The organism is Pantoea brenneri, from assembly GCF_038594305.1.
Classification (GTDB): Bacteria; Pseudomonadota; Gammaproteobacteria; order Enterobacterales; family Enterobacteriaceae; genus Pantoea; species Pantoea brenneri.
In genome coordinates, this window is sequence record NZ_JBCGBG010000001.1 from 329626 (window position 1) to 356049 (window position 26424).

Here is a 26424-nt window from a genome sequence, read left to right on the forward strand (position 1 = left end):
TACCTTACGCCACACTATGATAATAACGTGGTAAACAGCGCGTGCATCCGGGCACGCCAAACAGGAAAGGGTTACGGATGGTGGATCACATTGCGGGTGAGGGTGTCGAGTGGGTCGACATCGTCAACGAAGAGAACGAAGTGGTTGCTCAGGCGACACGTGCACAGATGCGTGCTGAATGTCTGCGTCACCGTGCCACCTATATCGTGGTTCATGACGGTATGGGGAAAATTCTGGTACAGCGTCGCACCGAGACCAAAGATTTTATGCCGGGCAAGCTGGATGCAACGGCAGGCGGCGTGGTGCAGAGCGGCGAAGATATGCTGGAATCGGCACGACGTGAAGCGGAAGAGGAACTGGGGATTGCCGACGTTCCGTTTGCCGAACACGGTAAATTCTACTTCGAAGATGAGCATTGCCGCGTCTGGGGTGGACTGTTCAGCTGCGTATCGCACGGTCCTTTCGCAATGCAGGAAACGGAAGTGGATGAGATTATCTGGATGACGCCTGATGAAATCACCGCGCGTTGCGACGAATTTACCGACGATTCGCTTAAGGCATTGTCGCTGTGGATGAGCCGTAACGGCGAGAACCGGGCCTGATATCAACCGGCGACGGTGGCGTATCGCAGACAAAAAAAGGGCATGCGCAGTGGCATGCCCGGTATGACACAGTGAGGCTTAGCCTTCAGCCTGCTGTGACTGAATGGCGGTTAAGGCGATGGTGTAGACAATGTCATCCACCAGTGCGCCGCGAGACAGGTCGTTGACCGGTTTACGCATGCCCTGCAGCATCGGACCAATTGAGATCAGGTCGGCAGAACGTTGTACCGCTTTATAAGTGGTGTTACCGGTGTTGAGATCCGGGAAGATAAACACCGTGGCGCGACCGGCCACCTGTGAGTTTGGCGCTTTGGATTTCGCCACGTCTTCCATGATCGCTGCGTCATACTGCAGCGGACCATCAATCACCAGATCCGGACGTTTCTCCTGCGCAATACGGGTCGCTTCACGGACTTTTTCGACGTCGCTGCCAGCACCTGAGGTGCCGGTGGAGTAGGAGATCATCGCCACGCGAGGGTCGATACCAAAGGCCTTAGCCGAATCGGCAGACTGAATGGCGATTTCGGCCAGCTGCTCGGCGCTCGGGTCCGGGTTAATCGCACAGTCACCGTAAACCAGCACCTGCTCAGGCAGCAGCATAAAGAACACTGACGACACCAGCGAACTGTTCGGTGCGGTTTTGATCAGCTGCAACGGTGGACGAATGGTGTTAGCGGTGGTGTGTACGGCACCCGATACCAGACCGTCGACTTCGCCACGCTCCAGCATCATGGTGCCCAGCACCACGTTGTCTTCCAGTTGCTCCTGCGCCACCACTTCGGTCATGCCCTTGCTCTTACGCAGCTCAACCAGACGCGGCACGTAGTTTTCACGCACCTGAGCCGGATCGACAATCTCAACGCCTTTGCCCAGTTCAACGCCCTGAGCGGCGGCGACGCGCTGAATTTCATCCGGGTTACCTAACAGCACGCAGGTCGCAATGCCGCGTTCGGCACAGATGGCCGCGGCTTTCACAGTACGCGGCTCATCACCCTCTGGCAGCACCACACGTTTGCCGGCTTTGCGCGCCAGCTCGGTCAGCTGATAACGGAAGGCCGGTGGAGAGAGGCGACGACTGCGTTCCGAAGTAGCGGTCAGTGACTCAATCCAGTCAGCGTTGATGTAGCTGGCGACGTACTCCTGCACTTTTTCGATGCGCTGGGTGTCATCAGCCGGAACTTCAAGGTTAAAGCTCTGCAGGCTGAGCGAGGTCTGCCAGGTATTGGTTTTCACCATAAACACCGGCAGGCCGGTCTGGAACGCACGCTCACACAGTCTGGCAATACGCTCGTCAATCTCATAGTTACCGGTCAGCAGGATGGCACCAATCTCAATGCCGTTCATGGCGGCCAGACAGGCGGCAACCAGCACATCCGGACGGTCAGCCGAAGTCACCAGCAGCGATCCTGGACGGAAATGCTCCAGCATATGCGGAATGCTACGGGCGCAGAAGGTGACAGATTTCACCCGGCGGGTCTGAATCTCACCTTCGTTGATGATGCGTGCATTAAGGTGACGGCACATATCGATGGCGCGGGTAGCGATCAGATCAAAGCTCCACGGCACGCAGCCCAATACCGGCAGCGGGCTATCGGAGAACAGCTGTTTCGGATCGATGTTCGCGATGCTGGCTTTTGACGAGTCATCAAAAATTTCTGACAGGTCAGGGCGGGTACGCCCCTGTTCATCCACCGGCGCGTTAAGTTTGTTGATGATCACGCCAGTGATGTTTTTATTTTTCTGTCCGCCGAAGCTGCTTTGCGTCAGCTCAATGCGTTCTTTCAGCTGTGCCGGAGAGTCATTACCCAGCGCCATTACGAAGACAATTTCCGCGTTCAGCGTTTTGGCGATTTCATAGTTCAGCGCGTTGGCGAACTGATGCTTACGGGTCGGCACCAGACCTTCAACCAGCACCACTTCGGCATCCTGGGTGTTGGCATGATAACGGGAGATGATCTCTTCCATCAGCACGTCCTGCTGGTTAGAGCCCAGCAGAGATTCAACGCGTGCCATCTGCAGCGGTTCAGCAGCAGGAATCGACGAGTTTTTACGGATAATGGTGGTGGTCTGATCCGGTGTATCACCGCCAGAGCGCGGCTGAGCAATCGGCTTGAAGACGCTAAGCCGCACGCCTTTACGTTCCATGGCGCGAATAACGCCGAGGCTGACGCTGGTCAGGCCGACGCTGGTGCCGGTCGGAATGAGCATAATTGTACGTGACACGATTGAACCTCTCAGGAATTGCAGGGTGTCAAAAACAACTCCGTCAGCCTGAGCTGACGGAGAGAAGCGATTACGCGGTCAGACGCGCGGCGTCCTGGGCGATGACCAACTCTTCGTTGGTTGGGATAACCAGCGCCGGGCGGGTGCCCTCTTTATTGATGTAGCCGGACTGACCGAAGCGGGCTGCCAGGTTACGATCGTGATCCACATCGAATCCAAGCAGCGCCAGTTTTTTCAGCGTCAGTTCGCGCACCATCGCGGCGTTTTCACCGATACCGCCGGTGAAGATAACGGCGTCAAGGCGACCTTCCATCAGCGCGGTGTAGCTGCCGATGTATTTGGCCAGGCGATGGCAGAACACATTCATCGCGCGCTTCGCATCTTCTTTAGTGGTGTAGTTTTCTTCAACATAACGGCAGTCGCTGGTCACTTCAGTCAGCCCTAACAGTCCAGACTCTTTGGTCAGCAACTTGTTGATTGCATCAACGCTCATGCCGAGGGTGTCGTGCAGGAAGAAGATGATCGCCGGATCGATATCACCACTGCGGGTGCCCATCACCAGGCCTTCCAGCGGCGTCAGGCCCATTGAGGTATCAACGCATTCGCCGTTGCGGATCGCGGAAACCGAACCGCCGTTGCCGAGGTGACAGGTAATGATGTTGAGCGATGCCAGCGGCTTGTTGAGCATTTTGGCCGCTTCATGCGTCACGTAATAGTGACTGGTGCCATGCGCGCCATAGCGACGAACGCCGTGCTCTTTATACAATTTGTACGGCAGCGCATAAAGGTAGGACTCTTCCGGCATTGTCTGATGGAAAGCGGTGTCAAATACCGCGACATTCTTATCTGACAGATGCGGGAAGTTTTTCATCGCCTCATCGATACCGATCAGGTGCGCTGGATTATGCAGCGGGGCAAAGGAAGAGGCGTCTTTAATGCCCTGGATCACTTCTTCAGTAATCACCACTGATTGGGTCAGTTTCTCGCCGCCGTGAACGATGCGATGGCCGATTGCAGCAATTTGTGCCGAAAGCGCTGGTTTTTGTGCCAGAATGGTTTTAACAATGAAATTCAGTGCTTCGCTATGCGCTGCGCCGGCACCGAGAGGGGCTTCCTGTTTTTGACCGTCCAGCTTCCATTTGATACGCGCTTCAGGAAGATGAAAGCATTCCGCCAGGCCAGACAAAAATTCGTCACCGCTGGCAGGATTGAGGATGGCAAACTTAAGGGAAGAGCTGCCACAGTTCAGGACCAGAACTAACTTACTCGACATGGAAGTACCTATTTTTAGAGAGTGGCTAAAAAAAACGCAATCAGACTATCAGCGTAGCCCATGAAAGCTGGTAGATTAATGATAAACATCATGCGGTAGTCAGAATTCTGCTTTTCCGCAAAAAATTTTGGTAATTTTACGCAAAAATTTGAAATTTATTTGTCGAAACCTGACCTCTCCTCTTCCCAAAGGCGCTGGTCGCTGCCAGAAAGGTGTCGAAACGGCGTCAGAATAGCTGGAGTCACCTTTAAAGACAAAAAAAATTGAAGGATGTCACGTAAAGTTGTGTAGTTATAACTATTTTTTAATCTTTGCAGTATTAGTTGAGGTGAGCCATGGCGAATGAATCGGGCAGTACCAGTTGGTTCCGGATGTTTCAGCGCGGACAGCACTACATGAAGACCTGGCCGGCTGACAAGCGCCTGGCACCGGTGTTCCCTGAAAACCGTGTCTCATCAGCGACGCGCTTTGCCATTCGCTTTATGCCACCTTTAGCGATTTTCACGCTAACCTGGCAGATTGCCATGGGCGGTCAGCTTGGCCCGGCAGTTGCGACTGCGCTGTTTGCCTGCAGCTTGCCGATGCAGGGCTTGTGGTGGCTGGGAAAACGTTCTATTACGCCGCTTCCGCCCACCTTGCTTAACTGGTTCCACGAAGTCCGCGCAAAGCTGGAAGAAGCGGGTCAGGCGATCGCCCCGGTTGAGGGCAAACCAACCTATCAGGCGCTGGCTGACGTGCTGAAACGCGCCTTCAAACAGCTGGACCGCACCTTCCTCGACGACCTCTGAGTTATACCGGGTTTTTGACTAAAATACCGGTTAACCTGCAGCCAGATCAAAGAAAGGCGATACGGAGATTTCCGTATCGCTAACGCTGTGTGATCATTTCCGCATTGTCTGTTACCTGAGCGGCTCTGGCCGGGAGTGAATGATGGAAATGACCCATGCACAGCGTTTGATCCTTACCAACCAGTACAAAATCATGGCGATGCTTGAGCCAGAAAATGCCGAGCGCTTCCGCCGCTATCAAACCATTATCGAACGCGGCTACGCGCTGCAGATGCGCGAGCTGGACAAAGAGTTCGGCGAACTCAGCGAAGAGACCTGCCGGACCATCATCGACATTATGGAGATGCACCATGCGCTGCACGTCTCCTGGTCGAACCTCAAAGATAGCGGCACGCTCGAGGAGCGGCGTCTGGCGTTCCTCGGTTTTGATGCCGCAACCGAAGCGCGCTATCTGGGCTACGTGCGCTTTATGGTGAACAGCGAAGGGCGCTATACCCATTTTGATTCCGGCACGCACGGCTTTAATGCCCAGACGCCGATGTGGGAAAAGTATCAACGCATGCTGGCTTTATGGCAGACTTGTCCGCGACAGTACCATTTAAGCGCCAATGAAATTGCGCAAGTGATTAATGCCTGATGAGGAGTGACGCGTGACCTACAGTGGTTTTCTATTTGATTTAGACGGCACCTTAGTGGATTCATTGCCTGCAGTTGAACGTGCCTGGAGCCAGTGGGGCGCCCGCCACGGCATTGCAGCGGAAGAGATCCTGGCGTTTATTCATGGCAAACAGGCGATCACCTCACTGCGTCACTTTATGGCTGGTCAGCCGGAAGCGGCTATTCAGGCAGAGTTTATTGCGCTGGAACAAGCAGAGGCAGCCGATACGGATGGCGTTCAGGCCCTGCCTGGCGCCCACGCGTTGCTGAACACGCTGAACGAACTGCAGATCCCGTGGGCGATTGTCACTTCAGGTTCGGTACCGGTGGCGCATGCGCGGCATAAAGCCGCTGGCTTACCGCAGCCGGCGGTGTTTATCACCGCGGAGCAGGTGGCAAAGGGCAAACCGGAACCGGACCCTTATCTGCTGGGCGCTGAAAAGCTTGGCTTAGCGGCAACGTCATGCGTTGTGGTTGAGGATGCGCCCGCCGGGATTTTATCCGGTCTGAATGCCGGCTGTGCGGTGATTGCAGTCAATGCACCGGCTGAAACGCCGCGACTGAATGACGTCACGCTGCAGTTGTCGTCGCTTGAGTCGTTAATAGTCAACCGACAGAGCAGCGGCCAGTTCAGCATTGGGCGCAAGGCGTAATAGCCTCACTGCGCCGCCAGATTCAGAGCGGCGTATCCTGTGAAATCTCATCCAGTGACAGGCTGAAGCTGGGAATGAATACCTCAACGAAGTAATCCATTTCCGGTGAGCGACGTTGCGCCAGCGTCGTTTCCAGCCGCGCCTTCGCCAGCAAAAATTCATTATTGCCGGCGGAGAGCTCTTCCAGACACTTCACATAAGCACAGAGCGCATCGGCCTGCTTCACTACCGCCTGTTCTTCTTCACTGTGCAGATGCTCATCAATCAACGGGCGATAGATCGCCTGAAACTCCTCAGGCAGCATCTCGATCAGCTTCTGCTGGGCAATTTTTTCAATCTTTTTATATTCATGGGCAATCTGCGCATTGTAATACTTCACCGGCGTCGGCAGATCGCCGGTCAGCACTTCGCTGGCATCATGATAGAGCGCCAGCATAGCGATGCGATCGGCGTTAAGCGTACCGTTGAATTTTAGATTTTTAATCACCGCCAGGGCGTGCGCCACCATCGCCACCTGCAGACTGTGCTCAGAGACGTTTTCGGTACGCACATTGCGCATCAGCGGCCAGCGATTGATCAGCTTAAGGCGGGAGAGGTGGGCAAAAAAGTGGCTTTGAGTCATGAGCGTTCCTGTGAGCCGACAGGGGAGAGACCGGCTCTCCCCAAATAGCGTCAGTATACGCGGCTGAGATTATTGACGGTAGCCTTGCAGGAAACGGCCAAATTTATTGATCGCCATCTCCAGGTCATCGACGCGCGGCAGGGTAACGATGCGCAGGTGATCCGGCCACGGCCAGTTAAAGGCGCTGCCCTGCACCAGCAGAACTTTTTCCTGCAGCAGGAAATCCAGCACCATCTTCTGATCGTCAAAGATGTTGAATTTTTTCGCATCGATGCGCGGGAACATATACAGCGCACCCTGGGGTTTGACGCAGCTGACGCCGGGAATATCGTTAATCAGTTCCCATGCGCGCTGGCGCTGCTCATACAGACGACCACCAGGCACGATAAATTCACTGATACTCTGGTAACCCCCCAGCGCAGTCTGAATCGCATGCTGAGCCGGTACGTTGGCGCACAGACGCATTGAGGCGAGCATCTCCAGCCCCTCAATGTAGCCTTTAGCATGTTTTTTCGGGCCGTTCAGCACCATCCAGCCCTGACGGAAGCCCGCAACGCGATAGGTTTTCGACAGGCCGTTGAAGGTGACGGTCAGCAGATCGGGTGCCAGAGCGGCGATACAGTGATGCTGGGCTTCGTCGTAAAGAATTTTGTCGTAGATCTCATCGGCGAAAATGATCAGGTTATGCTGACGGGCAATGTCGACAATCTCTAACAGCAGCTCTTTGCTGTAAACCGCACCGGTGGGGTTATTCGGGTTGATGATGACGATGCCGCGAGTGCGCGGGGTGATCTTACTGCGGATATCGTCCAGGTCGGGAAACCAGTCAGCCGATTCGTCACACAGATAGTGCACTGCTTTACCGCTCGACAGCGACACGGCCGCGGTCCATAACGGATAGTCGGGTGCCGGCACCAGCATTTCATCGCCACTGTTCAGCAGGGCCTGCATCGCCTGCACGATTAACTCAGAGACGCCATTACCAATATAGATATCTTCTACGGTGACATCGCGCATGTCACGCGCCTGGTAATGCTGCATGATCGCTTTGCGGGCGGAATAGAGTCCTTTGGAGTCGCAATAACCCTGCGCGCTCGGCAGGTTACGGATCACATCCACCAGAATTTCATCAGGGGCTTCGAAGCCAAACGGCGCTGGATTGCCGATGTTCAGTTTAAGAACCTTGTTGCCTTCTTCTTCGAGGCGTTTAGCCTCTTTCAATACCGGGCCACGGATGTCGTAGCAAACGTTATCCAGCTTACCGGATTTATCAATCTGAAAAGTCATTGTTACCGCCTTAATGGGCAGAATCCTTTTGGCTGCCGCAGAAATCAAACCAGCACAATGTACTCTCCTCACGGACACAAAAGAAGGGTGCCGCTCGGTTTTGGCGCGTTCAGCAACTTTTCCGGTCGCGTGTAGTGCAAAAGATATTTGTTAACGTAATAATTAGTTAAACTATCCACATTAGAATGATTAAACGATATTTTGAGCTAATAATGGGAGACGGAATCCGCTGTCCTTTCGCACATTATGAAACATTTTTGGAACTTATGGCGGCGGAACCTTTCCTCGCTTTTGAAATACACACTGTGTGAAATAGTTAAACGATATTTTATTGATGGTTAAATAATAACCGTTCGGGGCAGGGCGATTTCACTTACGGCTTAAGACTGTTAAAGATTGGTGCGGCTATCACCCTGTGATTCCCGGAGAAGTGCCACATGATCAGGGCCGGATGGCAGCAGATAAGCGCAATTCAGCGTATCGTCTGTTGCTTCTCTGCTGAAATTTTTTTCACCGGCGGGATGAAAAGAAAGCGATACGCTGCCAGGATGTGCTGGAAATGCCTTTAGCACAAAATTTACGGCGGTTTTCACAAAATCATTTCCATTTTGAAGTCAAAAATGATTAAGTATAATTTATTATTTAGTGTGTATGGCCGCTCCGCTTAATGCGTCGCCCCATCACGCATTCTGTCCCGCCTGGCCTTTTTGGGTGGGAATAAGACAACTACGCAGCTTCCTGCATACGCGCACCCCGCGCCTTCGGTTCAGAAGTTGTATCTGTCTTCCGACCCTGTGGATCTTTAGCTTTATAGGGGTCATCAGCGGTCTGTAAACGTTCGTGAAATTTTTTGTGTCAGTCTCAACACAGGACTGTCATTGAGCACCATTACTGCTTATCACTTTGATAAGCTTAGTAATAACACCAGGGTAGTAGTTCGTAAAAATCTAATAAGTGAAGAAAAAACATGACTAATGCAAATCGTCCGATACTGAATCTCGACCTCGATCTGCTGAGAACCTTCGTTGCCGTTGCTGACCTGAATACTTTTGCTGCGGCGGCTGCAGCGGTCTGCAGAACCCAGTCAGCAGTCAGCCAGCAGATGCAACGTCTGGAGCAATTGGTAGGTAAAGAGCTGTTTGCCAGACATGGACGTAATAAGCTGTTAACAGAGCACGGGATCCAGCTGTTAGGTTACGCCAGAAAAATCCTTCGTTTTAACGACGAAGCCTGCACCTCTCTGATGTACAGCAATATTCAGGGTGTGCTGACTATTGGCGCTTCCGATGACACCTCTGACACCATTCTGCCGTTCCTGCTAAACCGCGTAACCTCGGTTTATCCGAAACTGGCGATTGATGTACGGGTAAAACGTAACCCTTTCATGATGGAAATGCTCAATCAGGGCGAAGTGGACCTTGTGGTCACCACCTCCAGCCCGGGCAATTTCACCTATCAGGTGCTGCGCACCTCGCCAACCTTGTGGTATTGCGCGGCGGATTACATCTTCCAGCGTGGTGAAGCCATTCCATTGGTATTGCTTGATGAGCCAAGCCCTTATCGCGATATGGCGATCGATCACCTCAACGAAGCGGGCATCCCATGGCGTATTTCGTATGTCGCGTCGACGCTGGCTGCGGTACGTGCTGCGGTTAAAGCAGGATTGGGTGTGACGGCACGCCCGGTAGAGATGATGAGTCCGGAACTGCGGGTGATGGGCGCAGCGGAAGGGCTGCCGGTTCTGCCGGATACGCAGTATCTGCTGTGTCGTAATCCTGACAGCGATAATGAACTGGCGCTGGCGATCTTTAATGCCATGCAGTCCACCAACGATCCGTACAACCTGAGCGCTAATCCTGACGGTACTCTGTTACTGGATGACGAAGAATAATTTTGCTGCCTCCATGCTGCGCAAATAATGCGCAGAATGCGCGCATCAAAACCCCGATAAAAAAGCCTTTCATTCTGTAAGCAGAGCGAGAGGCTTTTTTTTGCCTGCCGCTACCTTCCTGACCCTCTGAATTTCCCCCTGGATCGTCTTTTTCAATAGTCACCGGTTGCAATTAATTTCATCTTTGCGCTATCTGAAATTTACCCACCAAAAAAACGGACGTTATGTTTCGGCTAGTGCTAAAAAACGGAGAAATTTAACGCAAAAAGGGCAGAAGTGTGTTCTGGATCAAGAAAATACCCCTGCTAAGGGGAAGGAAAACACAGTGATACCTGTCAAAATATGTTTGTTAAATGCACGATCCATGCATGTAAATACCCGCTACACTAAAATTAACCCCACAGACTGAAGCGATTTAGCTGGAAAGCGGGGCATCATTTGTTAATAATATGATGCAGGTGTGAAATAATGTTTGGATACTTTTGTCAAAGTTGACAAAAGGTTATAGAAAGGAGTAAAAAACCCCATAAAATTGCTGTTTATTTAAGAATAACAGCGACGTTTAAAAGGTTTTTATCCTTCCCTTGAATCGATGTGGTCAGTTTGCTGCGGGAAACGCGTGCAGGATGCCAGCGCCACTTTTGATGAGTAAGCAATGAGTATGTCAACTACCACCGAAATCATCGCTCAGCATTGGGCGTTTATCGTCTTTATCGTCATCGCATTTGGCCTGTGTGCTTTCATGTTGACCGGAGGATGGCTGCTTGGCGGCAGAGCACGCGCGCGTCATAAAGACACGCCGTTCGAATCGGGCATCGAGTCAGTGGGCGATACCCACATCCGCCTGTCGGCAAAATTTTATCTGGTTGCGATGTTTTTCGTCATCTTCGACGTCGAAGCCCTCTTTTTATACGCATGGGCGACCTCAATCCGCGAAAGCGGCTGGGTCGGCTTTGTGGAAGCCGCAATTTTCATTTTGGTGCTCCTGGCGGGCTTAGTCTATCTGGTACGCATCGGCGCACTCGATTGGGCTCCTGCACGTCGTCGCGTCGTGGTTAAAACCACCACGATCAGTCACACCAATCCTCACAAGCAGTAAAAGAGAGGCAATAAGATGGACTATACGCTCACCCGCATAGACCCGAACGGTGGTGAGAACGACCGTTATCCTCTGCAAAAGCAGGAAATCGTCAGCGATCCGCTGGAGCAGCACGTTCATCGCAGCGTTTACATGGGCAAACTCGAAAATGCCCTGCACGACATGGTGAACTGGGGACGTAAAAACTCCCTGTGGCCATACAACTTCGGCCTCTCCTGTTGTTATGTAGAGATGACGACCTCGTTTACCGCAGTGCATGACGTGGCACGTTTCGGTGCCGAAGTTATGCGTGCCTCGCCTCGTCAGGCCGACTTTATGGTGATCGCCGGTACGCCGTTTACCAAAATGGCCCCGGTGATTCAGCGTCTGTATGACCAGATGCTGGAGCCGAAATGGGTGATCTCAATGGGTGCCTGCGCTAACTCCGGCGGCATGTATGACATCTATTCCGTGGTGCAGGGCGTGGATAAATTCCTGCCGGTTGATGTGTACATTCCTGGCTGCCCGCCGCGTCCGGAAGCCTATATGCAGGCGCTGCTGCTGTTGCAGGAGTCGATCGGCAAAGAGCGCCGTCCGCTCTCCTGGGTGGTCGGCGATCAGGGGGTTTACCGCGCCAACATGCAATCCGAGCGTGAGAGAAAACGCGGTGAGCGCATTGCGGTCACTAACCTGCGTAGCCCGGACGAAGTGTAAGTTAACCGTATGGATGGCAAAACGCGCCTGCAGCAGAACATCACAATTTAATGCATGGCCCCATCCTGACGCCTTCATTTGAGTGCCTGAGATCAGGCCGGAATGGTGAGTAACGTATGACAGATTTGACCACGCAAGATCTCGCTCAGCCTTCATGGCAAACCCGTGATCACCTGGATGACCCGGTGATCGGCGAGTTGCGTAACCGTTTTGGGCCGGATGCCTTTACCGTTCAGGCGACCCGCACCGGTATTCCGGTAGTCTGGGTGAAGCGTGAACAGCTACTGGAAATCACCGAGTTCCTGCGTAAATTACCCAAGCCTTACGTCATGCTGTATGACCTGCATGGCATGGATGAGCGTTTACGTACCCACCGCGCAGGCTTACCTGCTGCGGATTTTTCCGTTTTCTATCATCTGCTGTCGATTGAACGTAATCGCGACATCATGCTCAAGGTAGCGTTATCTGAAAATGATATGCACCTGCCGACCCTCACCCGCCTTTTCCCGAATGCCAACTGGTATGAGCGTGAGACCTGGGAGATGTTTGGCGTGACCTTTGATGGTCACCCGCACCTGACCCGCATTATGATGCCGCCGACCTGGGAAGGTCACCCGCTGCGCAAGGACTACCCGGCGCGCGCCACCGAATTCGATCCGTTTACGCTGACCAAACAGAAAGAAGATCTGGAGATGGAGGCGCTGACTTTCAAGCCTGAAGACTGGGGCATGAAGCGCAGCACCGCCAATGAGGACTTCATGTTCCTCAACCTTGGTCCTAACCACCCGTCGGCGCACGGGGCCTTCCGTATCATTCTGCAACTGGATGGCGAAGAGATCGTCGACTGCGTACCTGACATCGGTTATCACCATCGCGGTGCCGAAAAGATGGGTGAGCGTCAGTCGTGGCACAGCTACATTCCTTACACCGACCGCGTCGAATATCTTGGCGGTTGCGTCAATGAGATGCCTTATGTGCTTGCAGTAGAGAAACTGGCCGGTATCGTGGTACCGGATCGCGTTAACGTGATCCGCGTGATGCTGTCAGAACTGTTCCGTATCAATAGCCATCTGCTCTACATTTCGACCTTTATTCAGGACGTTGGCGCCATGACGCCGGTGTTCTTTGCCTTTACCGATCGCCAGAAAATTTATGACGTGGTTGAAGCCATTACCGGCTTCCGTATGCACCCGGCGTGGTTCCGCATTGGCGGCGTGGCGCACGACCTGCCGAAAGGCTGGGAACGTCTGCTGCGTGACTTCCTTGACTGGATGCCGAAGCGCCTGAAGGAATATGACAAAGCCGCCCTGCGTAACAGCGTGCTGGTAGGTCGTTCCAAAGGCGTTGCCGCGTACAACATGGAAGAAGCGCTGGCGTGGGGCACCACCGGTGCTGGTCTGCGCGCCACCGGTCTCGACTTTGACGTGCGTAAATGGCGTCCGTACTCCGGCTACGAAAACTTCGATTTCGAAATCCCAATCGGTTCCGGCATCAGTGATGCTTACAGCCGCGTCCAGCTGAAGATGGAAGAGATGTGGCAGTCGCTGCGTATTCTTGAGCAGTGCCTGAACAACATGCCGGAAGGGCCGTTCAAAGCCGATCACCCGCTGACCACACCGCCGCCAAAAGAGCGGACGTTGCAGCATATTGAAACGCTGATCACCCACTTCCTGCAGGTCTCGTGGGGCCCGGTAATGCCGGCCAACGAATCCTTCCAGATGATTGAAGCGACCAAAGGGATCAACAGTTACTACCTGACCAGCGACGGCAGCACCATGAGCTACCGCACCCGCGTGCGTACGCCCAGCTTCCCGCATCTGCAGCAGATTCCTTCAGTCATCCGCGGCAGCCTGGTATCCGACCTGATCGTATACCTCGGTAGTATCGATTTTGTTATGTCAGACGTGGACCGCTAATTATGCACGATCAACACATTGCCATTAAAACGATCGACCCCAACGAGGTCTTCGTGCTGAGCGCGGAAGAACATCACGCCATTGAGCACGAAAAACACCACTATGAAGATGCGCGTGCAGCCTCAATCGAAGCGCTGAAGATCGTGCAGAAAGCGCGCGGCTGGGTGCCGGATGGCGCGATTCACGCTATCGCTGAGGTGCTGGGCATTCCGGCCAGTGATGTGGAAGGTGTGGCGACATTCTATAGCCAGATCTTCCGTCAGCCGGTTGGCCGCCATGTGATCCGTTACTGCGACAGCGTGGTGTGTCACATCACCGGCTATCAGGGCATTCAGGCTGCGCTGGAACAGAATCTGAATATCAAACCGGGCCAGACCACGGCGGACGGACGCTTTACCCTGCTGCCGACCTGCTGTCTGGGCAACTGCGATAAAGGGCCAACGATGATGGTGGATGAAGACACCCACGTGCATCTGACGCCTGAAGGCATCGCCACTTTGCTGGAGCAGTATCAATGACATTGAAAACTATCATTCGTACTGCTGAAACCCATCCTCTTACCTGGCGGATGCGCGACGACAAGCAGCCGGTGTGGATTGATGAATACCGCAGTAAAAACGGTTATGCCGGCGCTGAAAAAGCGTTAAACAGCATGTCACCTGACGAAATCGTGGCGGCAGTAAAAGACTCTGGCCTGAAAGGGCGCGGCGGTGCGGGCTTCTCCACCGGCCTGAAGTGGAGCCTGATGCCGAAAGATGAGTCGATGAACATCCGTTACCTGCTGTGTAACGCCGATGAAATGGAGCCGGGCACCTATAAAGACCGCCTGCTGATGGAGCAGATGCCTCACCAGCTGGTGGAAGGGATGCTGATCAGTGCCTTTGCGCTGAAGGCTTACCGTGGCTACATCTTCCTGCGTGGCGAATACATTGAAGCTGCGGTGCATCTGCGCCGGGCGATTGCTGAAGCCACCGAAGCGGGCTATCTCGGTAAAAACATTCTTGGCACCGGTTTTGACTTCGAACTGATTGTGCACACCGGCGCGGGTCGTTATATCTGCGGCGAAGAGACAGCACTGATTAACTCGCTGGAAGGCCGTCGTGCTAACCCGCGTTCCAAACCGCCGTTCCCGGCGAGTGCGGGCGCATGGGGTAAACCGACCTGCGTTAACAATGTGGAAACGTTGTCAAACGTGCCGGCCATCCTGGCAAACGGCGTCGACTGGTACAAAGGAATCTCGAAAAGTGACGACGCCGGCACCAAGATGATGGGCTTTTCCGGTCGGGTGAAAAATCCTGGCGTCTGGGAACTGCCGTTCGGCATTACTGCACGTGAAATTCTGGAAGATTACGCCGGCGGGATGCGTGACGGACTGCGCTTCAAAGCCTGGCAGCCAGGCGGGGCAGGGACCGACTTCCTGACGGATGAGCACCTGGATCTGCCGATGGAGTTTGCCAGCATTGGTAAAGCCGGCAGCCGTCTGGGAACCGCGCTGGCGATGGCAGTCGATCACGAAATCAACATGGTTTCGCTGGTGCGTAATCTTGAAGAGTTCTTCGCCCGTGAATCGTGCGGCTGGTGTACGCCATGCCGTGACGGTCTGCCGTGGAGCGTAAAAATTCTGCGCGCGCTGGAGCAGAAGCAGGGTCAGCCAGGCGACATCGAAACCTTACAGCAACTCTGCCGTCAGCTCGGCCCGGGTAAAACCTTCTGCGCACACGCGCCGGGTGCGGTTGAGCCGCTGCAGAGTGCGATTAAATATTTCCGTGAAGAGTTTGAAGCCGGCATTGCGCCGCAGGTGTTCGGTAATACCCGCGCGATTGGCGGGATTCAGCCAAACCTGCTGAAAGCGCGCTGGTAATTCGCCGCAGCACACGGAATCAGGCCTGGTGCCGCCGCCCCGATAATCGCAGTGTGTCGGGGCAAGAATTTGATTAACGCTCGTTTCTGACGAGCCTTACGGAAGCATGTCACTATGGCTACAATCCATGTAGACGGTAAAGAGTATGATGTGAACGGAGCGGACAACCTGCTACAGGCGTGTCTCTCTCTGGGCCTTGATATTCCTTATTTTTGCTGGCATCCGGCGCTGGGAAGCGTTGGGGCCTGCCGCCAGTGCGCGGTAAAGCAATTCCAGAATGCCGAAGATACCCGCGGCCGTCTTGTCATGTCCTGCATGACGCCGGCTTCTGACGGCACATTTATCTCCATCGACGATGGCGAAGCGAAAGAGTTCCGCGAAAGCGTGGTGGAGTGGCTGATGACCAACCACCCGCACGACTGCCCGGTCTGTGAAGAAGGGGGTAACTGTCACCTGCAGGATATGACAGTGATGACCGGCCACAGCTTCCGCCGTTATCGCTTCACCAAACGTACCCACCGCAATCAGGATCTTGGCCCGTTCATTTCTCACGAGATGAACCGCTGTATCGCCTGCTATCGCTGTGTGCGTTACTACAAAGATTATGCCGACGGCAAAGATCTCGGGGTCTATGGCGCGCACGACAACGTCTATTTCGGTCGCCCGGAAGATGGCACGCTGGAGAGCGAATTCTCCGGTAACCTGGTTGAGATCTGCCCGACCGGCGTGTTCACCGATAAAACCCACTCTGAACGCTATAACCGTAAATGGGATATGCAGTTTGCTCCGAGCATCTGCCAGCAGTGCAGCGTTGGCTGTAACACCAGTCCGGGTGAGCGTTACGGGGAGCTGCGCCGCATTGAGAACCGCTACAACGGCACGGTAAACCACTACTTCCTGTGTGACCGTGGCCGTTTTGGTTACGGCTACGTTAACCGCAAAGATCGTCCCCGCCAGCCGATGCTGCTGCGCGGCAACGACTGGGTGACGCTGAACGCAGAACAGGCAGTTAATGCCGGCGCAGATCTGCTGCGTCAGGCGAAAAAAGTGATTGGTATCGGTTCGCCGCGCGCCAGTGTTGAAAGCAACTTTGCGCTGCGTGAGCTGGTTGGCGCCGAAAACTTCTCCACCGGGATGCCGGCTGGCGAACAGGCCCGGCTGGAACTGATGCTCAAAGTACTGCGTGAAGGCGGGATCTACACGCCATCGCTGCGCGAAATTGAAAGCTACGATGCGGTGCTGGTGCTGGGTGAAGATCTGACCCAGGTTGGCGCACGCGTGGCGCTGTCAGTGCGTCAGGCCGTTAAAGGCAAAGCGCGCGACATGGCTGCCGCCCAGAAAGTGGCAGACTGGCAGATTGCAGCGATTCTCAACATCGGTCAGAACGCCAAACATCCGCTGTTTATCACTAACGTCGATGAAACCCGTCTGGATGATATCGCTGCCTGGAGCTACCGTGCACCGGTTGAAGATCAGGCGCGCCTCGGTTTCGCCATCGCCAACGCGCTGGATGAAACTGCTCCGGCGGTGACCGATTTCGACAGCAAACTGAACGGCAAGATGGATGTTATCGTGCAGGCGCTGGCCGGCGCGAAAAAACCGTTAATCATTTCCGGTACCCATTCCGGCAGCAGCGCGATGATCGAAGCGGCTGCCAACGTGGCCAAAGCGCTGAAAGCGCGCGGTGCCGATGTCGGGATTACGCTGCTGGCGGGACATGCCAACAGTGTGGGTCTTGGCCTGATGGGCGGCAATACGCTGGAAAGCGCGCTGGAGCAACTGAGCAACGGTGAAGCCGATGCGCTGGTGGTGCTGGAAAACGATCTCTATCGTCATGCACCGAAAGCGCTGGTTGATGCGGCACTGGCACAGACCACCAACGTGATTGTGGTGGATCATCAGCGTACCGCCACGCTGGAGAAAGCCGGGCTGGTGTTATCGACCGCCAGCTTCGCCGAAAGTGACGGAACCTCGATTAACCATGAAGGCCGCGCACAGCGTTTCTTCCAGGTTTACGATCCTTCCTATTACGACAACAGCATTGTGATGCTTGAAAGCTGGCGCTGGCTGCATTCGCTGCACAGCACGCTGGAAAGTCGTCACGTCGACTGGACGCAGCTGGACCACGTGATCGATGCGGTGGTGAGTCATCTGCCACAGCTGGCCGGCATCAAGGATGCGGCACCGGATGCCAGCTTCCGTATTCGCGGGCAGAAACTGTCGCGTTCACCGCACCGTTCCAGTGGCCGTACCGCCGCGCGCGCCAACATCAGCGTGCACGAACCGCGTCAGCCGCAGGATCAGGACACCATGTTCGCCTTCTCAATGGAAGGCAACAACCAGCCAGGCGCGCCACGTTCGCAGATTCCGTTTGCCTGGGCACCGGGCTGGAACTCACCGCAGGCGTGGAACAAATTCCAGGTTGAAGTGGGCGGTAAACTGCGTAATGGCGATCCGGGCGTACGCCTGTTTGAAGCCAGCGCCGCCCAACTGCCGTGGTTCAGCAACGTCCCTGCGGCGTTTGTCAGCGAAACGCAGTGGCGCGTGGCACCTTACTATCAGCTGTTTGGCAGTGAAGAGATGTCACAGCGTTCGCCGGTATTCCAGCAGCGCATGGCGCAGCCGATGCTGGTGATTAACCCGGATGATGCGGCGAAACTGGGTGTTAACAACGGCGCAGCCGTTGAGTTTACCTGTGCCGGTGAAACCGTACGTCTGCCGGTCCGTTTCTCAGCGTCACTGCAGGCGGGACAGATTGGCCTGCCGCTGGGCATGCCGGGTGTACCGCCGTTCCTGGCGAACGGAAAAATCGACAAACTGCAGGAGACGGCGCAATGAGCTGGTTAACACCGGATGTTATCGACATTCTGCTGGCCATCGGTAAAGCCATCGTCATTCTGCTGGTGGTGGTGGCCTGTGGCGCGTTCATGAGCTTTGCCGAGCGTCGTCTGCTCGGCCTGTTCCAGAACCGTTACGGACCGAACCGGGTAGGCTGGGGCGGATCGCTGCAGCTGGTGGCGGATATGATCAAAATGTTCTTTAAAGAGGACTGGGTCCCGCCGTTTACCGACCGCTTCATTTTCACCCTGGCACCGGTTATCGCTTTCGTGTCGCTGCTGCTGGCGTTTGCGATTGTGCCGGTTTCGCCGACCTGGATGGTGACGGACCTGAATATCGGTCTGCTGTTCTTCCTGATGATGGCGGGCCTGGCGGTCTACGCCGTGCTGTTCGCTGGCTGGTCGAGTAACAACAAATACTCGCTGCTGGGTGCGATGCGTGCTTCGGCGCAGACGCTGAGCTACGAAGTGTTTCTCGGGCTGTCGCTGATGGGTGTGGTGGCGCAGGCGGGCTCGTTCAACATGAACGATATCGTCAACAGCCAGACGCACCTGTGGAACATCATTCCGCAGTTCTTCGGCTTCGTAACCTTCTGTATTGCTGGCGTTGCGGTGTGTCACCGTCATCCATTTGACCAGCCGGAAGCCGAGCAGGAACTGGCCGATGGTTACCACATTGAATATGCCGGTATGAAGTTCGGCCTGTTCTTTGTCGGCGAATATGTGGCGATTACCACCGTGTCGGCGCTGATCGTCACGCTGTTCTTTGGTGGCTGGCATGGCCCATTCCTGCCGCCGTTCATCTGGTTCGCCCTGAAAACGGCGTTCTTTATGATGATGTTCATCCTGATTCGTGCTGCGCTTCCGCGTCCACGCTATGACCAGGTGCTGTCGTTCGGCTGGAAAGTGTGTCTGCCGTTGACGCTGTTGAACCTGCTGGCGACCGCCGCAGTGATTCTCTACACAGCGCAGTAAGGGGTTAACAAATGACTTTAAAAGATATTGTCGTTGGCTTCGGCACGACAGTCCGCAGTATCTGGCTGATTGGCCTGCACGCCTTCGCCAAACGTGAAACGCAGATGTACCCGGAAGAGCCGGTTTATCTGCCACCACGCTATCGCGGCCGCATCGTGTTAACCCGCGATCCGGATGGCGAAGAGCGTTGCGTAGCCTGTAACCTGTGCGCCGTTGCCTGTCCGGTCGGCTGTATTTCGCTGCAGAAAGCGGAAACCAAAGATGGTCGCTGGTACCCGGAGTTCTTCCGCATCAACTTCTCACGCTGCATCTTCTGCGGCATGTGTGAGGAAGCCTGTCCGACCACGGCGATTCAGCTGACGCCTGATTTCGAACTGGGTGAGTTCAAGCGTCAGGATCTGGTGTACGAAAAGGACGATCTGCTGATCTCGGGTCCGGGTAAATATCCGGAATACAACTTCTACCGCATGGCGGGTATGGCGATTGACGGTAAAGATAAAGGCGAAGCGGAAAATGAAGCTAAGCCTATCGACGTCAAAGGCTTATTACCTTAAGGAGCAAGGCATGGAATTTGCGTTTTATCTTTGCGGGCTGGTGGCGGTGCTGACGACGTTGCGCGTCATTACCCACACTAATCCGGTACATGCGTTGCTGTACCTAATCATTTCGCTGCTGTCGATTGCCGGCGTCTTCTTCTCTATGGGCGCCTATTTTGCCGGCGCGCTGGAGATCATCGTTTACGCCGGTGCGATTATGGTGCTGTTCGTCTTCGTGGTGATGATGCTGAACCTGGGCAAACAGACTGAGAAGCAGGAGCGCGAGTGGCTGAGTCCGTCACTATGGATTGGGCCTGGCCTGGTCTCGCTGTTGCTGCTGGTAGTCATGGTCTACGCCATCCTGACCGCTAACGATCAGGGCATTGACGGCACCATTATCGACGCGAAAGCGGTCGGCATCAGCCTGTTTGGTCCTTACGTGCTGGCGGTTGAACTGGCGTCAATGCTGCTGCTGGCGGGTCTGGTAGTGGCGTTCCACGTCGGTCGTGAAGATCGTCAGGGTGAAGTTCTCAGCAACCGCGTTTCTGACGCCGCGCAAGCGAAAAAGGAGAATGCATGATCCCGTTACAACATGGATTGATACTTGCTGCCGTGCTGTTTGTCCTTGGTCTGACCTCGCTGGTGATCCGCCGCAATCTGCTGTTTATGCTGATTGGCCTGGAGATCATGATTAACGCCGCCGCCTTAGCGCTGGTGGTTGCGGGGAGCTACTGGGGGCAGGCCGATGGACAGGTGATGTATATCCTGGCGATCAGTCTGGCCGCCGCCGAAGCGAGTATTGGCCTGGCGCTGCTGCTCCAGCTCTATCGTCGTCGTCAGACGCTGAACATTGACACTGTGAGCGAGATGCGCGGATGAATCTTCTCTATTTAACAGTACTGTTTCCGCTAATCGGCTTCCTGCTGTTAGCGTTTTCCCGTGGTCGCTGGTCAGAAAATCTGTCGGCCGCTATTGGTATGGGATCGGTAGGACTGGCGGCGCTGACCACGGTGATGGTCGGCATCGACTTCTTCGCCAACGGCCAGCAGGCTTATACTCAGGCGCTCTGGACCTGGATGCATGTCGGCAATTTTGATATGAAAGTGAACCTGACGCTGGACGGCCTGTCGCTGACCATGCTGTCAGTGGTCACCGGCGTCGGTTTCTTCATCCACATGTTCGCCTCCTGGTACATGCGCGGTGAAGAGGGCTACTCGCGCTTCTTCGCCTACACCAACCTGTTTATCGCCAGCATGGTGGTTCTGGTACTGGCCGATAACCTGATGCTGATGTATCTCGGCTGGGAAGGGGTAGGGCTCTGCTCTTATCTGCTGATCGGCTTCTACTACAGCAATCCGGACAACGGCAAAGCGGCGATGAAAGCGTTCATCATCACCCGTGTCGGCGACGTGTTTCTGGCGTTCGCGCTGTTCATTCTCTACAACGAGCTGGGCACGCTGAACTTCCGCGAGATGATGGAACTGGCACCGGCGCACTTTGCCGCAGACAACCACATGCTGCAGTGGGCGACGCTGATGCTGTTGGGCGGCGCGGTCGGTAAATCGGCGCAGTTACCGCTGCAGACCTGGCTGGCAGATGCGATGGCCGGTCCGACGCCGGTCTCGGCACTGATCCACGCCGCGACCATGGTGACCGCCGGTGTCTACCTGATTGCCCGTAGTCATGGTCTGTTCCTGCTGACGCCGGAAGTGCTGCATCTGGTCGGCATTATCGGGGCGATTACCCTGGTGCTGGCTGGCTTTGCCGCGCTGGTGCAAACCGATATCAAACGCGTACTCGCTTACTCCACCATGAGCCAGATTGGCTACATGTTCCTGGCGCTGGGCGTCCAGGCATGGGATGCGGCGATTTTCCACCTGATGACGCACGCCTTCTTTAAAGCGTTACTGTTCCTCTCCTCCGGTTCAGTGATCCTGGCCTGTCACCATGAGCAGAACATCTTTAAGATGGGCGGCCTGCGTAAGAGCATTCCGCTGGTTTATACCTGCTTCCTAGTGGGCGGCGCGGCGCTGGCGGCGCTGCCGCTGATTACCGCGGGCTTCTACAGTAAAGATGAGATCCTGTTTGGCGCACTGGCCAACGGTCACATCAACCTGATGGTTGCCGGTCTGGTGGGCGCTTTCCTGACCTCTATCTACACCTTCCGCATGATCTTCATCGTGTTCCATGGTGAAGAGAAAATTCATGCGCATGCCGGTAAAGGCATTACCCATCATTTGCCACTGATTGTGCTGCTGCTGCTTTCCACCTTCATCGGCGCGCTGATTACGCCGCCGCTGGCTGGCGTACTGCCTGCCAATGAGTTTGGTGAAGCCGGTAAAGTGGGACTTGAAATCACCTCTGGCGTGGTCGCTGTGGTCGGCATTCTGATCGCTGCCGCGCTGTGGCTGGGCAAACGTGAGCTGGTAACGAAGATCGCTAACAGTGCGCCGGGCCGTTTCTTCGGTACCTGGTGGTTCGCTGCATGGGGCTTCGACTGGCTCTACGACAAAGTGTTCGTCAAACCTTACCTCGGTATTGCGTGGCTGCTGAAACGTGATCCACTGAATGCCCTGATGAACCTGCCCGCGCTGTTCTCACGTATCGCCAATAAAGGTCTGGTGGTCAGTGAAAACGGGTACCTGCGCTGGTACGTTGCGTCGATGAGTGTCGGTGCCGTGGTCGTGCTGGCCCTGATGCTGGTGATTTAAAGATTGATGAGCGGGGCAGGTTAGCTAATCTGCCCATTGAGAATGTCAAAAATTGTCCTGAGCAAGGGCGTTATCGTCGCGGCCAGTTTGGTTACCGCCAGCGCACAGCAACCGGAGCATACTGAAGTATGTGAGGATTGCGAGCACTGCCTGGAGCCAAAATGGCAAGTAAGATAGCCCGAACTAAGACAAAGAAAAGGGAAGTGTGCCGTGTTATTACCTTGGCTAATTATCATACCCTTCGTCGGTGGTCTGATTTGCTGGCTGACCGAGCGCCTCGGCGCGAAGGTGCCACGCTGGATCGCACTGATCACCATGGGGCTGACGTTGGCGCTTTCGCTGCAACTCTGGTTGCAGGGAGGCTATTCACTGACGCAGGCAGCGGGCATTCCGCAGTGGCAGTCAAGTTTCTCCGTACCGTGGATCCCACGCTTCGGCATCAGCTTCCATGTCGCCATCGACGGTCTGTCGCTGCTGATGGTGGTACTGACCGGCCTGCTCGGCCTGATGGCGGTGCTCTGTTCCTGGAATGAGATTTCAAAGTATCAGGGCTTTTTCCACCTGAATCTGATGTGGATTCTGGGTGGCGTGATCGGGGTGTTTCTTGCCATCGACATGTTCCTGTTCTTCTTCTTCTGGGAAATGATGCTGGTGCCGATGTACTTCCTCATCGCGCTCTGGGGTCATAAAGCCTCTGACGGTAAAACCCGTATTACCGCCGCCACCAAATTCTTCATCTATACCCAGGCGTCAGGTCTGGTGATGCTGATTGCGATTCTGGGACTGGTTTTCGTCCACTACAACGCCACCGGCGTCTGGACCTTTAACTACGAACAGCTGCTGAAAACGCCAATGTCGAGCGGTGTCGAGTATCTGCTGATGCTGGGCTTCTTTATCGCCTTCGCGGTGAAAATGCCGGTGGTTCCGTTGCACGGCTGGTTGCCGGATGCACACAGTCAGGCACCGACTGCAGGTTCGGTCGACCTGGCCGGTATTCTGCTGAAGACGGCGGCTTACGGTTTACTGCGCTTTAGCCTGCCGCTGTTCCCGAACGCCTCCGCCGAGTTTGCGCCGATTGCCATGTGGTTAGGCATCATCGGTATTTTCTACGGTGCCTGGATGGCGTTCTCGCAGACCGACATCAAACGTCTGATCGCCTACACCTCAATCTCGCACATGGGCTTTGTGCTGATTGCGATCTACACCGGCAGCCAGCTGGCGTTCCAGGGTGCGGTAGTGCAGATGATTGCGCACGGCCTGTCAGCCGCGGCACTGTTCATCCTGTGTGGTCAGCTGTACGAGCGTCTGCATACCCGTGACATGCGTCAGATGGGCGGCTTGTGGTCACGGATTAAATGGATCCCTGGCCTGTCGCTGTTCTTTGCCGTGGCTAACCTCGGGATGCCGGGCACCGGTAACTTCGTCGGCGAATTTATGATTCTGACCGGCAGCTTCCAGGTGGTGCCGGTGATTATCGTCATCGCCACCTTTGGCCTGGTGTTCGCCTCGGTCTACTCGCTGGTGATGATGCAGCGCGCTTACTATGGCGAAGCGAAATCGAAAGATCCGCTGCCGGGCATGTCGCCGCGTGAGTTTCTGACCATCGGGGTTCTGGTGGTGCTGCTGGTGCTGCTGGGCGTCTATCCACAGCCGATTCTGGATACTTCGCACGCTGCCATGAGCAATATTCAGCAGTGGTTTACCGCTTCAATTTCAACTACAAGGCCGTAATTCGCCATGACAATAACTCCTCAACAATTGATCGCGTTGCTGCCGCTGTTAATCGTCGGATTGACGGTGGTGGTTGTGATGCTGTCCATTGCCTGGCGACGCAACCACTTCGTTAACGCCACGCTAACGGTGGTGGGCCTGAACCTGGCGCTGCTGTCACTCTACTTTGTCGGCCAGGTCGGGGCGATGGATGTCACGCCGCTGCTGCGGGTTGATGGCTATTCCATTTTCTATACCGCGCTGGTGGTACTGGCGAGTCTGGCAACCTGTACCTTTGCTTATCCCTGGCTGACAGATTTCCCCGACAACAAAGATGAGTTCTATCTGCTGGTGCTGATTGCGGCACTCGGTGGCATCGTGCTGGCCAGCGCTAACCATCTGGCGGCGCTGTTCATCGGGATTGAGCTGCTGTCACTGCCGCTGTTTGGTCTGATTGGCTACGCTTTCCGCCAGAAACGTTCGCTGGAAGCGGCGCTGAAATACACCATCCTGTCGGCGGCGGCCTCGTCGTTCCTGCTGTTTGGTATTGCGCTGATTTACGCAGACTCCGGTAACCTGAGCTTCGTGACGCTTGGCAAGAGCCTGACCGACAGCATGATTCAGGAGCCGCTGTTACTGGTGGGTCTGGGCATGATGATCATCGGTCTCGGCTTCAAGCTTTCGCTGGTGCCGTTCCATCTCTGGACGCCGGATGTTTATCAGGGTGCGCCTGCGCCGGTTTCAACCTTCCTGGCAACCGCCAGCAAGATTGCTATCTTCGGCGTGATTATGCGTCTGTTCATGTACGCGCCGGTGACCGACAGTGAAGCGGTGCGGACGGTACTGGGCGTGATCGCGTTTGTCTCGATCCTGTTCGGTAACCTGATGGCGATTTCGCAGAGCAACATCAAGCGTCTGCTGGGTTACTCTTCTATCGCCCACCTCGGTTATCTGCTGGTGGCGTTGATTGCGGTGAAAGATCATCAGCTGTCGCTGGAAACGGCCGGGGTTTATCTGGCCGGTTACCTGTTCAGCAGCCTCGGCGCGTTTGGCGTGGTCAGCCTGATGTCCAGCCCGTATCGTGGTCCGGATGCCGATTCGCTCTACTCCTATCGTGGTCTGTTCTGGCATCGTCCGATCCTGTCAGCCGTGATGACGGTGATGATGCTGTCGCTGGCCGGTATCCCGATGACGCTCGGCTTTATCGGTAAATTCTACGTTATCGCCTCAGGCGTCAGCGCGCACCTGTGGTGGTTAACTGGTGCGGTGGTAGCGGGCAGTGCGATTGGCCTCTACTACTATCTGCGCGTCACGGTGAGCCTCTATCTCAGCCCGCCGGAACTGCATACCCGCGATACGCCTGCTAACTGGGCCTTTACCGCTGGCGGTGTAGTGGTGCTGATTTCAGCGATTCTGGTGCTGCTGTTAGGGGTTTACCCACAGCCACTGATTACGCTGGTACAGATGGCCCAGCCGCTGATGTAAGTTCGACTCTTACCAGACAATCAGGCCTGCGGGCCTGATTTTTTTTGCCCGCAATTTGCCTGCGCGCGGCGGAGATTTGTTCCGCCACAGGTCGATCCGCTAAAGTGAGTAAGCTGACAAGGAGACCCTATGGACATAACCTGGATGGATAAACATCATCGTGAACTAACCACTACCGAGCTGTATGCGCTGCTGGCACTGCGCTGCGCGGTGTTTGTGGTGGAACAGCAGTGCGCCTATCTGGATGTGGATGGCGACGATCTACAGGGTGACAACCGTCATCTGCTTGGAATGCACGACAACCAGCTGGTCGCCTATGCGCGGCTGCTGGCCCCGGCCGATGCGGCCAGTCCGGTAAAGATCGGCCGGGTAATCGTATCCGATAGCGTGCGCGGTGCCAGGCTGGGCAAACGCCTGATGGCCGAGGCGCTGGCGAGCTGCCAGCAGCACTGGCCGGGACGGGATCTGTTTCTCTCCGCGCAGGCACATCTGCAGGCGTTCTATGGCCAGCACGGTTTTGTACCGATCGGTGAGACTTACCTTGAAGATGGCATTCCACACATTGATATGCAGAAAGCCGCCACGGCAGGTTAAAAAAGGCGAGG

General features: G+C 55.2%; 24 protein-coding genes. 19 read left to right on the plus strand and 5 right to left on the minus strand.

The window, feature by feature from the left end:
- Positions 1-77: 77 nt before the first annotated feature.
- On the plus strand, positions 78-602 hold the full coding sequence (gene yfcD, locus AABB92_RS01590; protein WP_031376244.1) for an NUDIX hydrolase YfcD: 525 nt from the start codon (positions 78-80) through the stop codon (positions 600-602).
- Between the two features lie 78 nt (positions 603-680).
- On the opposite strand, the gene pta is transcribed toward yfcD, so the two are convergent.
- Positions 681-2825, minus strand: a complete 2145-nt coding sequence (gene pta, locus AABB92_RS01595) for a phosphate acetyltransferase (RefSeq protein WP_072050970.1) — start codon at positions 2823-2825, stop codon at positions 681-683.
- Positions 2826-2895: 70 nt separating this feature from the next.
- Complete coding sequence (gene ackA / locus AABB92_RS01600) at positions 2896-4098, minus strand: acetate kinase (protein ID WP_031376242.1); 1203 nt, start codon at positions 4096-4098, stop codon at positions 2896-2898.
- Between the two features lie 335 nt (positions 4099-4433).
- Here ackA and yfbV point away from each other — a divergent pair, with 335 nt between their 5' ends.
- The 3 genes from yfbV to AABB92_RS01615 all read left to right on the plus strand — a co-directional run bounded on the left by yfbV (position 4434) and on the right by AABB92_RS01615 (position 6196).
- Entirely contained in the window at positions 4434-4886 is a 453-nt protein-coding gene (yfbV, locus tag AABB92_RS01605; RefSeq protein WP_031376241.1) for a terminus macrodomain insulation protein YfbV, read from the plus strand.
- A gap of 142 nt (positions 4887-5028) precedes the next feature.
- Entirely contained in the window at positions 5029-5523 is a 495-nt protein-coding gene (locus AABB92_RS01610) for a YfbU family protein (RefSeq protein ID WP_031376240.1), read from the plus strand.
- A gap of 13 nt (positions 5524-5536) precedes the next feature.
- Complete coding sequence (locus tag AABB92_RS01615; protein WP_031376239.1) at positions 5537-6196, plus strand: sugar phosphatase; 660 nt, start codon at positions 5537-5539, stop codon at positions 6194-6196.
- A 22-nt stretch (positions 6197-6218) separates the two neighbouring features.
- Here the strand turns inward: AABB92_RS01615 and yfbR are convergent, their stop codons facing one another.
- The 3 genes from yfbR to AABB92_RS01630 form a co-directional block, all read right to left on the minus strand.
- On the minus strand, positions 6219-6818 hold the full coding sequence (gene yfbR / locus AABB92_RS01620) for a 5'-deoxynucleotidase (protein ID WP_031376238.1): 600 nt from the start codon (positions 6816-6818) through the stop codon (positions 6219-6221).
- Positions 6819-6887: 69 nt separating this feature from the next.
- Entirely contained in the window at positions 6888-8105 is a 1218-nt protein-coding gene (locus AABB92_RS01625; RefSeq protein WP_046288189.1) for a pyridoxal phosphate-dependent aminotransferase, read from the minus strand.
- 389 nt (positions 8106-8494) lie between these two features.
- Positions 8495-8698, minus strand: coding sequence for a hypothetical protein (locus tag AABB92_RS01630; protein WP_152659076.1), 204 nt, complete (start codon positions 8696-8698; stop codon positions 8495-8497).
- 374 nt (positions 8699-9072) lie between these two features.
- Between AABB92_RS01630 and lrhA the strand changes: the two genes are divergently transcribed.
- The 15 genes from lrhA to AABB92_RS01705 all read left to right on the plus strand — a co-directional run bounded on the left by lrhA (position 9073) and on the right by AABB92_RS01705 (position 26413).
- A complete protein-coding gene (gene lrhA, locus AABB92_RS01635; RefSeq protein WP_021509211.1) occupies positions 9073-9996 on the plus strand; it encodes a transcriptional regulator LrhA in 924 nt (307 codons plus the stop codon).
- A 655-nt stretch (positions 9997-10651) separates the two neighbouring features.
- Positions 10652-11095: an NADH-quinone oxidoreductase subunit A gene (locus tag AABB92_RS01640; protein WP_031376237.1), complete on the plus strand. Its 444-nt coding sequence runs from the start codon at positions 10652-10654 to the stop codon at positions 11093-11095.
- Between the two features lie 15 nt (positions 11096-11110).
- A complete protein-coding gene (locus AABB92_RS01645) occupies positions 11111-11788 on the plus strand; it encodes a NuoB/complex I 20 kDa subunit family protein (RefSeq protein WP_009089012.1) in 678 nt (225 codons plus the stop codon).
- A gap of 116 nt (positions 11789-11904) precedes the next feature.
- Complete coding sequence (gene nuoC / locus AABB92_RS01650) at positions 11905-13704, plus strand: NADH-quinone oxidoreductase subunit C/D (protein WP_031376236.1); 1800 nt, start codon at positions 11905-11907, stop codon at positions 13702-13704.
- A gap of 2 nt (positions 13705-13706) precedes the next feature.
- Positions 13707-14222, plus strand: coding sequence for an NADH-quinone oxidoreductase subunit NuoE (gene nuoE, locus AABB92_RS01655; protein ID WP_046288191.1), 516 nt, complete (start codon positions 13707-13709; stop codon positions 14220-14222).
- A gap of 2 nt (positions 14223-14224) precedes the next feature.
- The gene (gene nuoF, locus AABB92_RS01660; protein ID WP_031376234.1) at positions 14225-15565 is read left to right on the plus strand and encodes an NADH-quinone oxidoreductase subunit NuoF; all 1341 of its coding nucleotides are present in this window, start codon (positions 14225-14227) and stop codon (positions 15563-15565) included.
- Positions 15566-15679: 114 nt separating this feature from the next.
- Positions 15680-18403: an NADH-quinone oxidoreductase subunit NuoG gene (nuoG, locus tag AABB92_RS01665; RefSeq protein ID WP_031376233.1), complete on the plus strand. Its 2724-nt coding sequence runs from the start codon at positions 15680-15682 to the stop codon at positions 18401-18403.
- On the plus strand, positions 18400-19377 hold the full coding sequence (gene nuoH, locus AABB92_RS01670) for an NADH-quinone oxidoreductase subunit NuoH (protein ID WP_046288193.1): 978 nt from the start codon (positions 18400-18402) through the stop codon (positions 19375-19377). The genes nuoG and nuoH overlap by 4 nt, the downstream gene beginning before the upstream one ends.
- 11 nt (positions 19378-19388) lie before the next feature.
- Complete coding sequence (nuoI, locus tag AABB92_RS01675; protein ID WP_031376232.1) at positions 19389-19931, plus strand: NADH-quinone oxidoreductase subunit NuoI; 543 nt, start codon at positions 19389-19391, stop codon at positions 19929-19931.
- A gap of 10 nt (positions 19932-19941) precedes the next feature.
- Positions 19942-20493, plus strand: coding sequence for an NADH-quinone oxidoreductase subunit J (gene nuoJ / locus AABB92_RS01680; protein ID WP_031376231.1), 552 nt, complete (start codon positions 19942-19944; stop codon positions 20491-20493).
- Positions 20490-20792 (plus strand): NADH-quinone oxidoreductase subunit NuoK, encoded by a 303-nt coding sequence (gene nuoK, locus AABB92_RS01685; protein ID WP_003854236.1) that lies wholly within the window; start codon positions 20490-20492, stop codon positions 20790-20792. Before nuoJ ends, nuoK begins: the two co-directional genes overlap by 4 nt.
- Entirely contained in the window at positions 20789-22624 is a 1836-nt protein-coding gene (gene nuoL, locus AABB92_RS01690) for an NADH-quinone oxidoreductase subunit L (protein WP_031376230.1), read from the plus strand. Before nuoK ends, nuoL begins: the two co-directional genes overlap by 4 nt.
- A gap of 210 nt (positions 22625-22834) precedes the next feature.
- Positions 22835-24355, plus strand: a complete 1521-nt coding sequence (nuoM, locus tag AABB92_RS01695) for an NADH-quinone oxidoreductase subunit M (RefSeq protein ID WP_031376229.1) — start codon at positions 22835-22837, stop codon at positions 24353-24355.
- 6 nt (positions 24356-24361) lie between these two features.
- Positions 24362-25819 (plus strand): NADH-quinone oxidoreductase subunit NuoN, encoded by a 1458-nt coding sequence (gene nuoN / locus AABB92_RS01700; protein ID WP_031376228.1) that lies wholly within the window; start codon positions 24362-24364, stop codon positions 25817-25819.
- A 129-nt stretch (positions 25820-25948) separates the two neighbouring features.
- Positions 25949-26413: a GNAT family N-acetyltransferase gene (locus AABB92_RS01705; protein ID WP_031376227.1), complete on the plus strand. Its 465-nt coding sequence runs from the start codon at positions 25949-25951 to the stop codon at positions 26411-26413.
- Positions 26414-26424 lie beyond the last annotated feature (11 nt).

What these genes read in the sequence shown, in the direction of transcription:
- yfcD (WP_031376244.1), top strand. Translation starts at nt 78, where the DNA reads ATGGTGGATCACATTGCGGGTGAGGGTGTCGAGTGGGTCGACATCGTC.
- ackA (WP_031376242.1), bottom strand. Translation starts at nt 4,098, where the DNA reads ATGTCGAGTAAGTTAGTTCTGGTCCTGAACTGTGGCAGCTCTTCCCTT.
- yfbV (WP_031376241.1), top strand. Translation starts at nt 4,434, where the DNA reads ATGGCGAATGAATCGGGCAGTACCAGTTGGTTCCGGATGTTTCAGCGC.
- AABB92_RS01610 (WP_031376240.1), top strand. Translation starts at nt 5,029, where the DNA reads ATGGAAATGACCCATGCACAGCGTTTGATCCTTACCAACCAGTACAAA.
- yfbR (WP_031376238.1), bottom strand. Translation starts at nt 6,818, where the DNA reads ATGACTCAAAGCCACTTTTTTGCCCACCTCTCCCGCCTTAAGCTGATC.
- AABB92_RS01625 (WP_046288189.1), bottom strand. Translation starts at nt 8,105, where the DNA reads ATGACTTTTCAGATTGATAAATCCGGTAAGCTGGATAACGTTTGCTAC.
- lrhA (WP_021509211.1), top strand. Translation starts at nt 9,073, where the DNA reads ATGACTAATGCAAATCGTCCGATACTGAATCTCGACCTCGATCTGCTG.
- AABB92_RS01640 (WP_031376237.1), top strand. Translation starts at nt 10,652, where the DNA reads ATGAGTATGTCAACTACCACCGAAATCATCGCTCAGCATTGGGCGTTT.
- AABB92_RS01645 (WP_009089012.1), top strand. Translation starts at nt 11,111, where the DNA reads ATGGACTATACGCTCACCCGCATAGACCCGAACGGTGGTGAGAACGAC.
- nuoC (WP_031376236.1), top strand. Translation starts at nt 11,905, where the DNA reads ATGACAGATTTGACCACGCAAGATCTCGCTCAGCCTTCATGGCAAACC.
- nuoE (WP_046288191.1), top strand. Translation starts at nt 13,707, where the DNA reads ATGCACGATCAACACATTGCCATTAAAACGATCGACCCCAACGAGGTC.
- nuoG (WP_031376233.1), top strand. Translation starts at nt 15,680, where the DNA reads ATGGCTACAATCCATGTAGACGGTAAAGAGTATGATGTGAACGGAGCG.
- nuoH (WP_046288193.1), top strand. Translation starts at nt 18,400, where the DNA reads ATGAGCTGGTTAACACCGGATGTTATCGACATTCTGCTGGCCATCGGT.
- nuoI (WP_031376232.1), top strand. Translation starts at nt 19,389, where the DNA reads ATGACTTTAAAAGATATTGTCGTTGGCTTCGGCACGACAGTCCGCAGT.
- nuoJ (WP_031376231.1), top strand. Translation starts at nt 19,942, where the DNA reads ATGGAATTTGCGTTTTATCTTTGCGGGCTGGTGGCGGTGCTGACGACG.
- nuoK (WP_003854236.1), top strand. Translation starts at nt 20,490, where the DNA reads ATGATCCCGTTACAACATGGATTGATACTTGCTGCCGTGCTGTTTGTC.
- nuoL (WP_031376230.1), top strand. Translation starts at nt 20,789, where the DNA reads ATGAATCTTCTCTATTTAACAGTACTGTTTCCGCTAATCGGCTTCCTG.
- nuoN (WP_031376228.1), top strand. Translation starts at nt 24,362, where the DNA reads ATGACAATAACTCCTCAACAATTGATCGCGTTGCTGCCGCTGTTAATC.
- AABB92_RS01705 (WP_031376227.1), top strand. Translation starts at nt 25,949, where the DNA reads ATGGACATAACCTGGATGGATAAACATCATCGTGAACTAACCACTACC.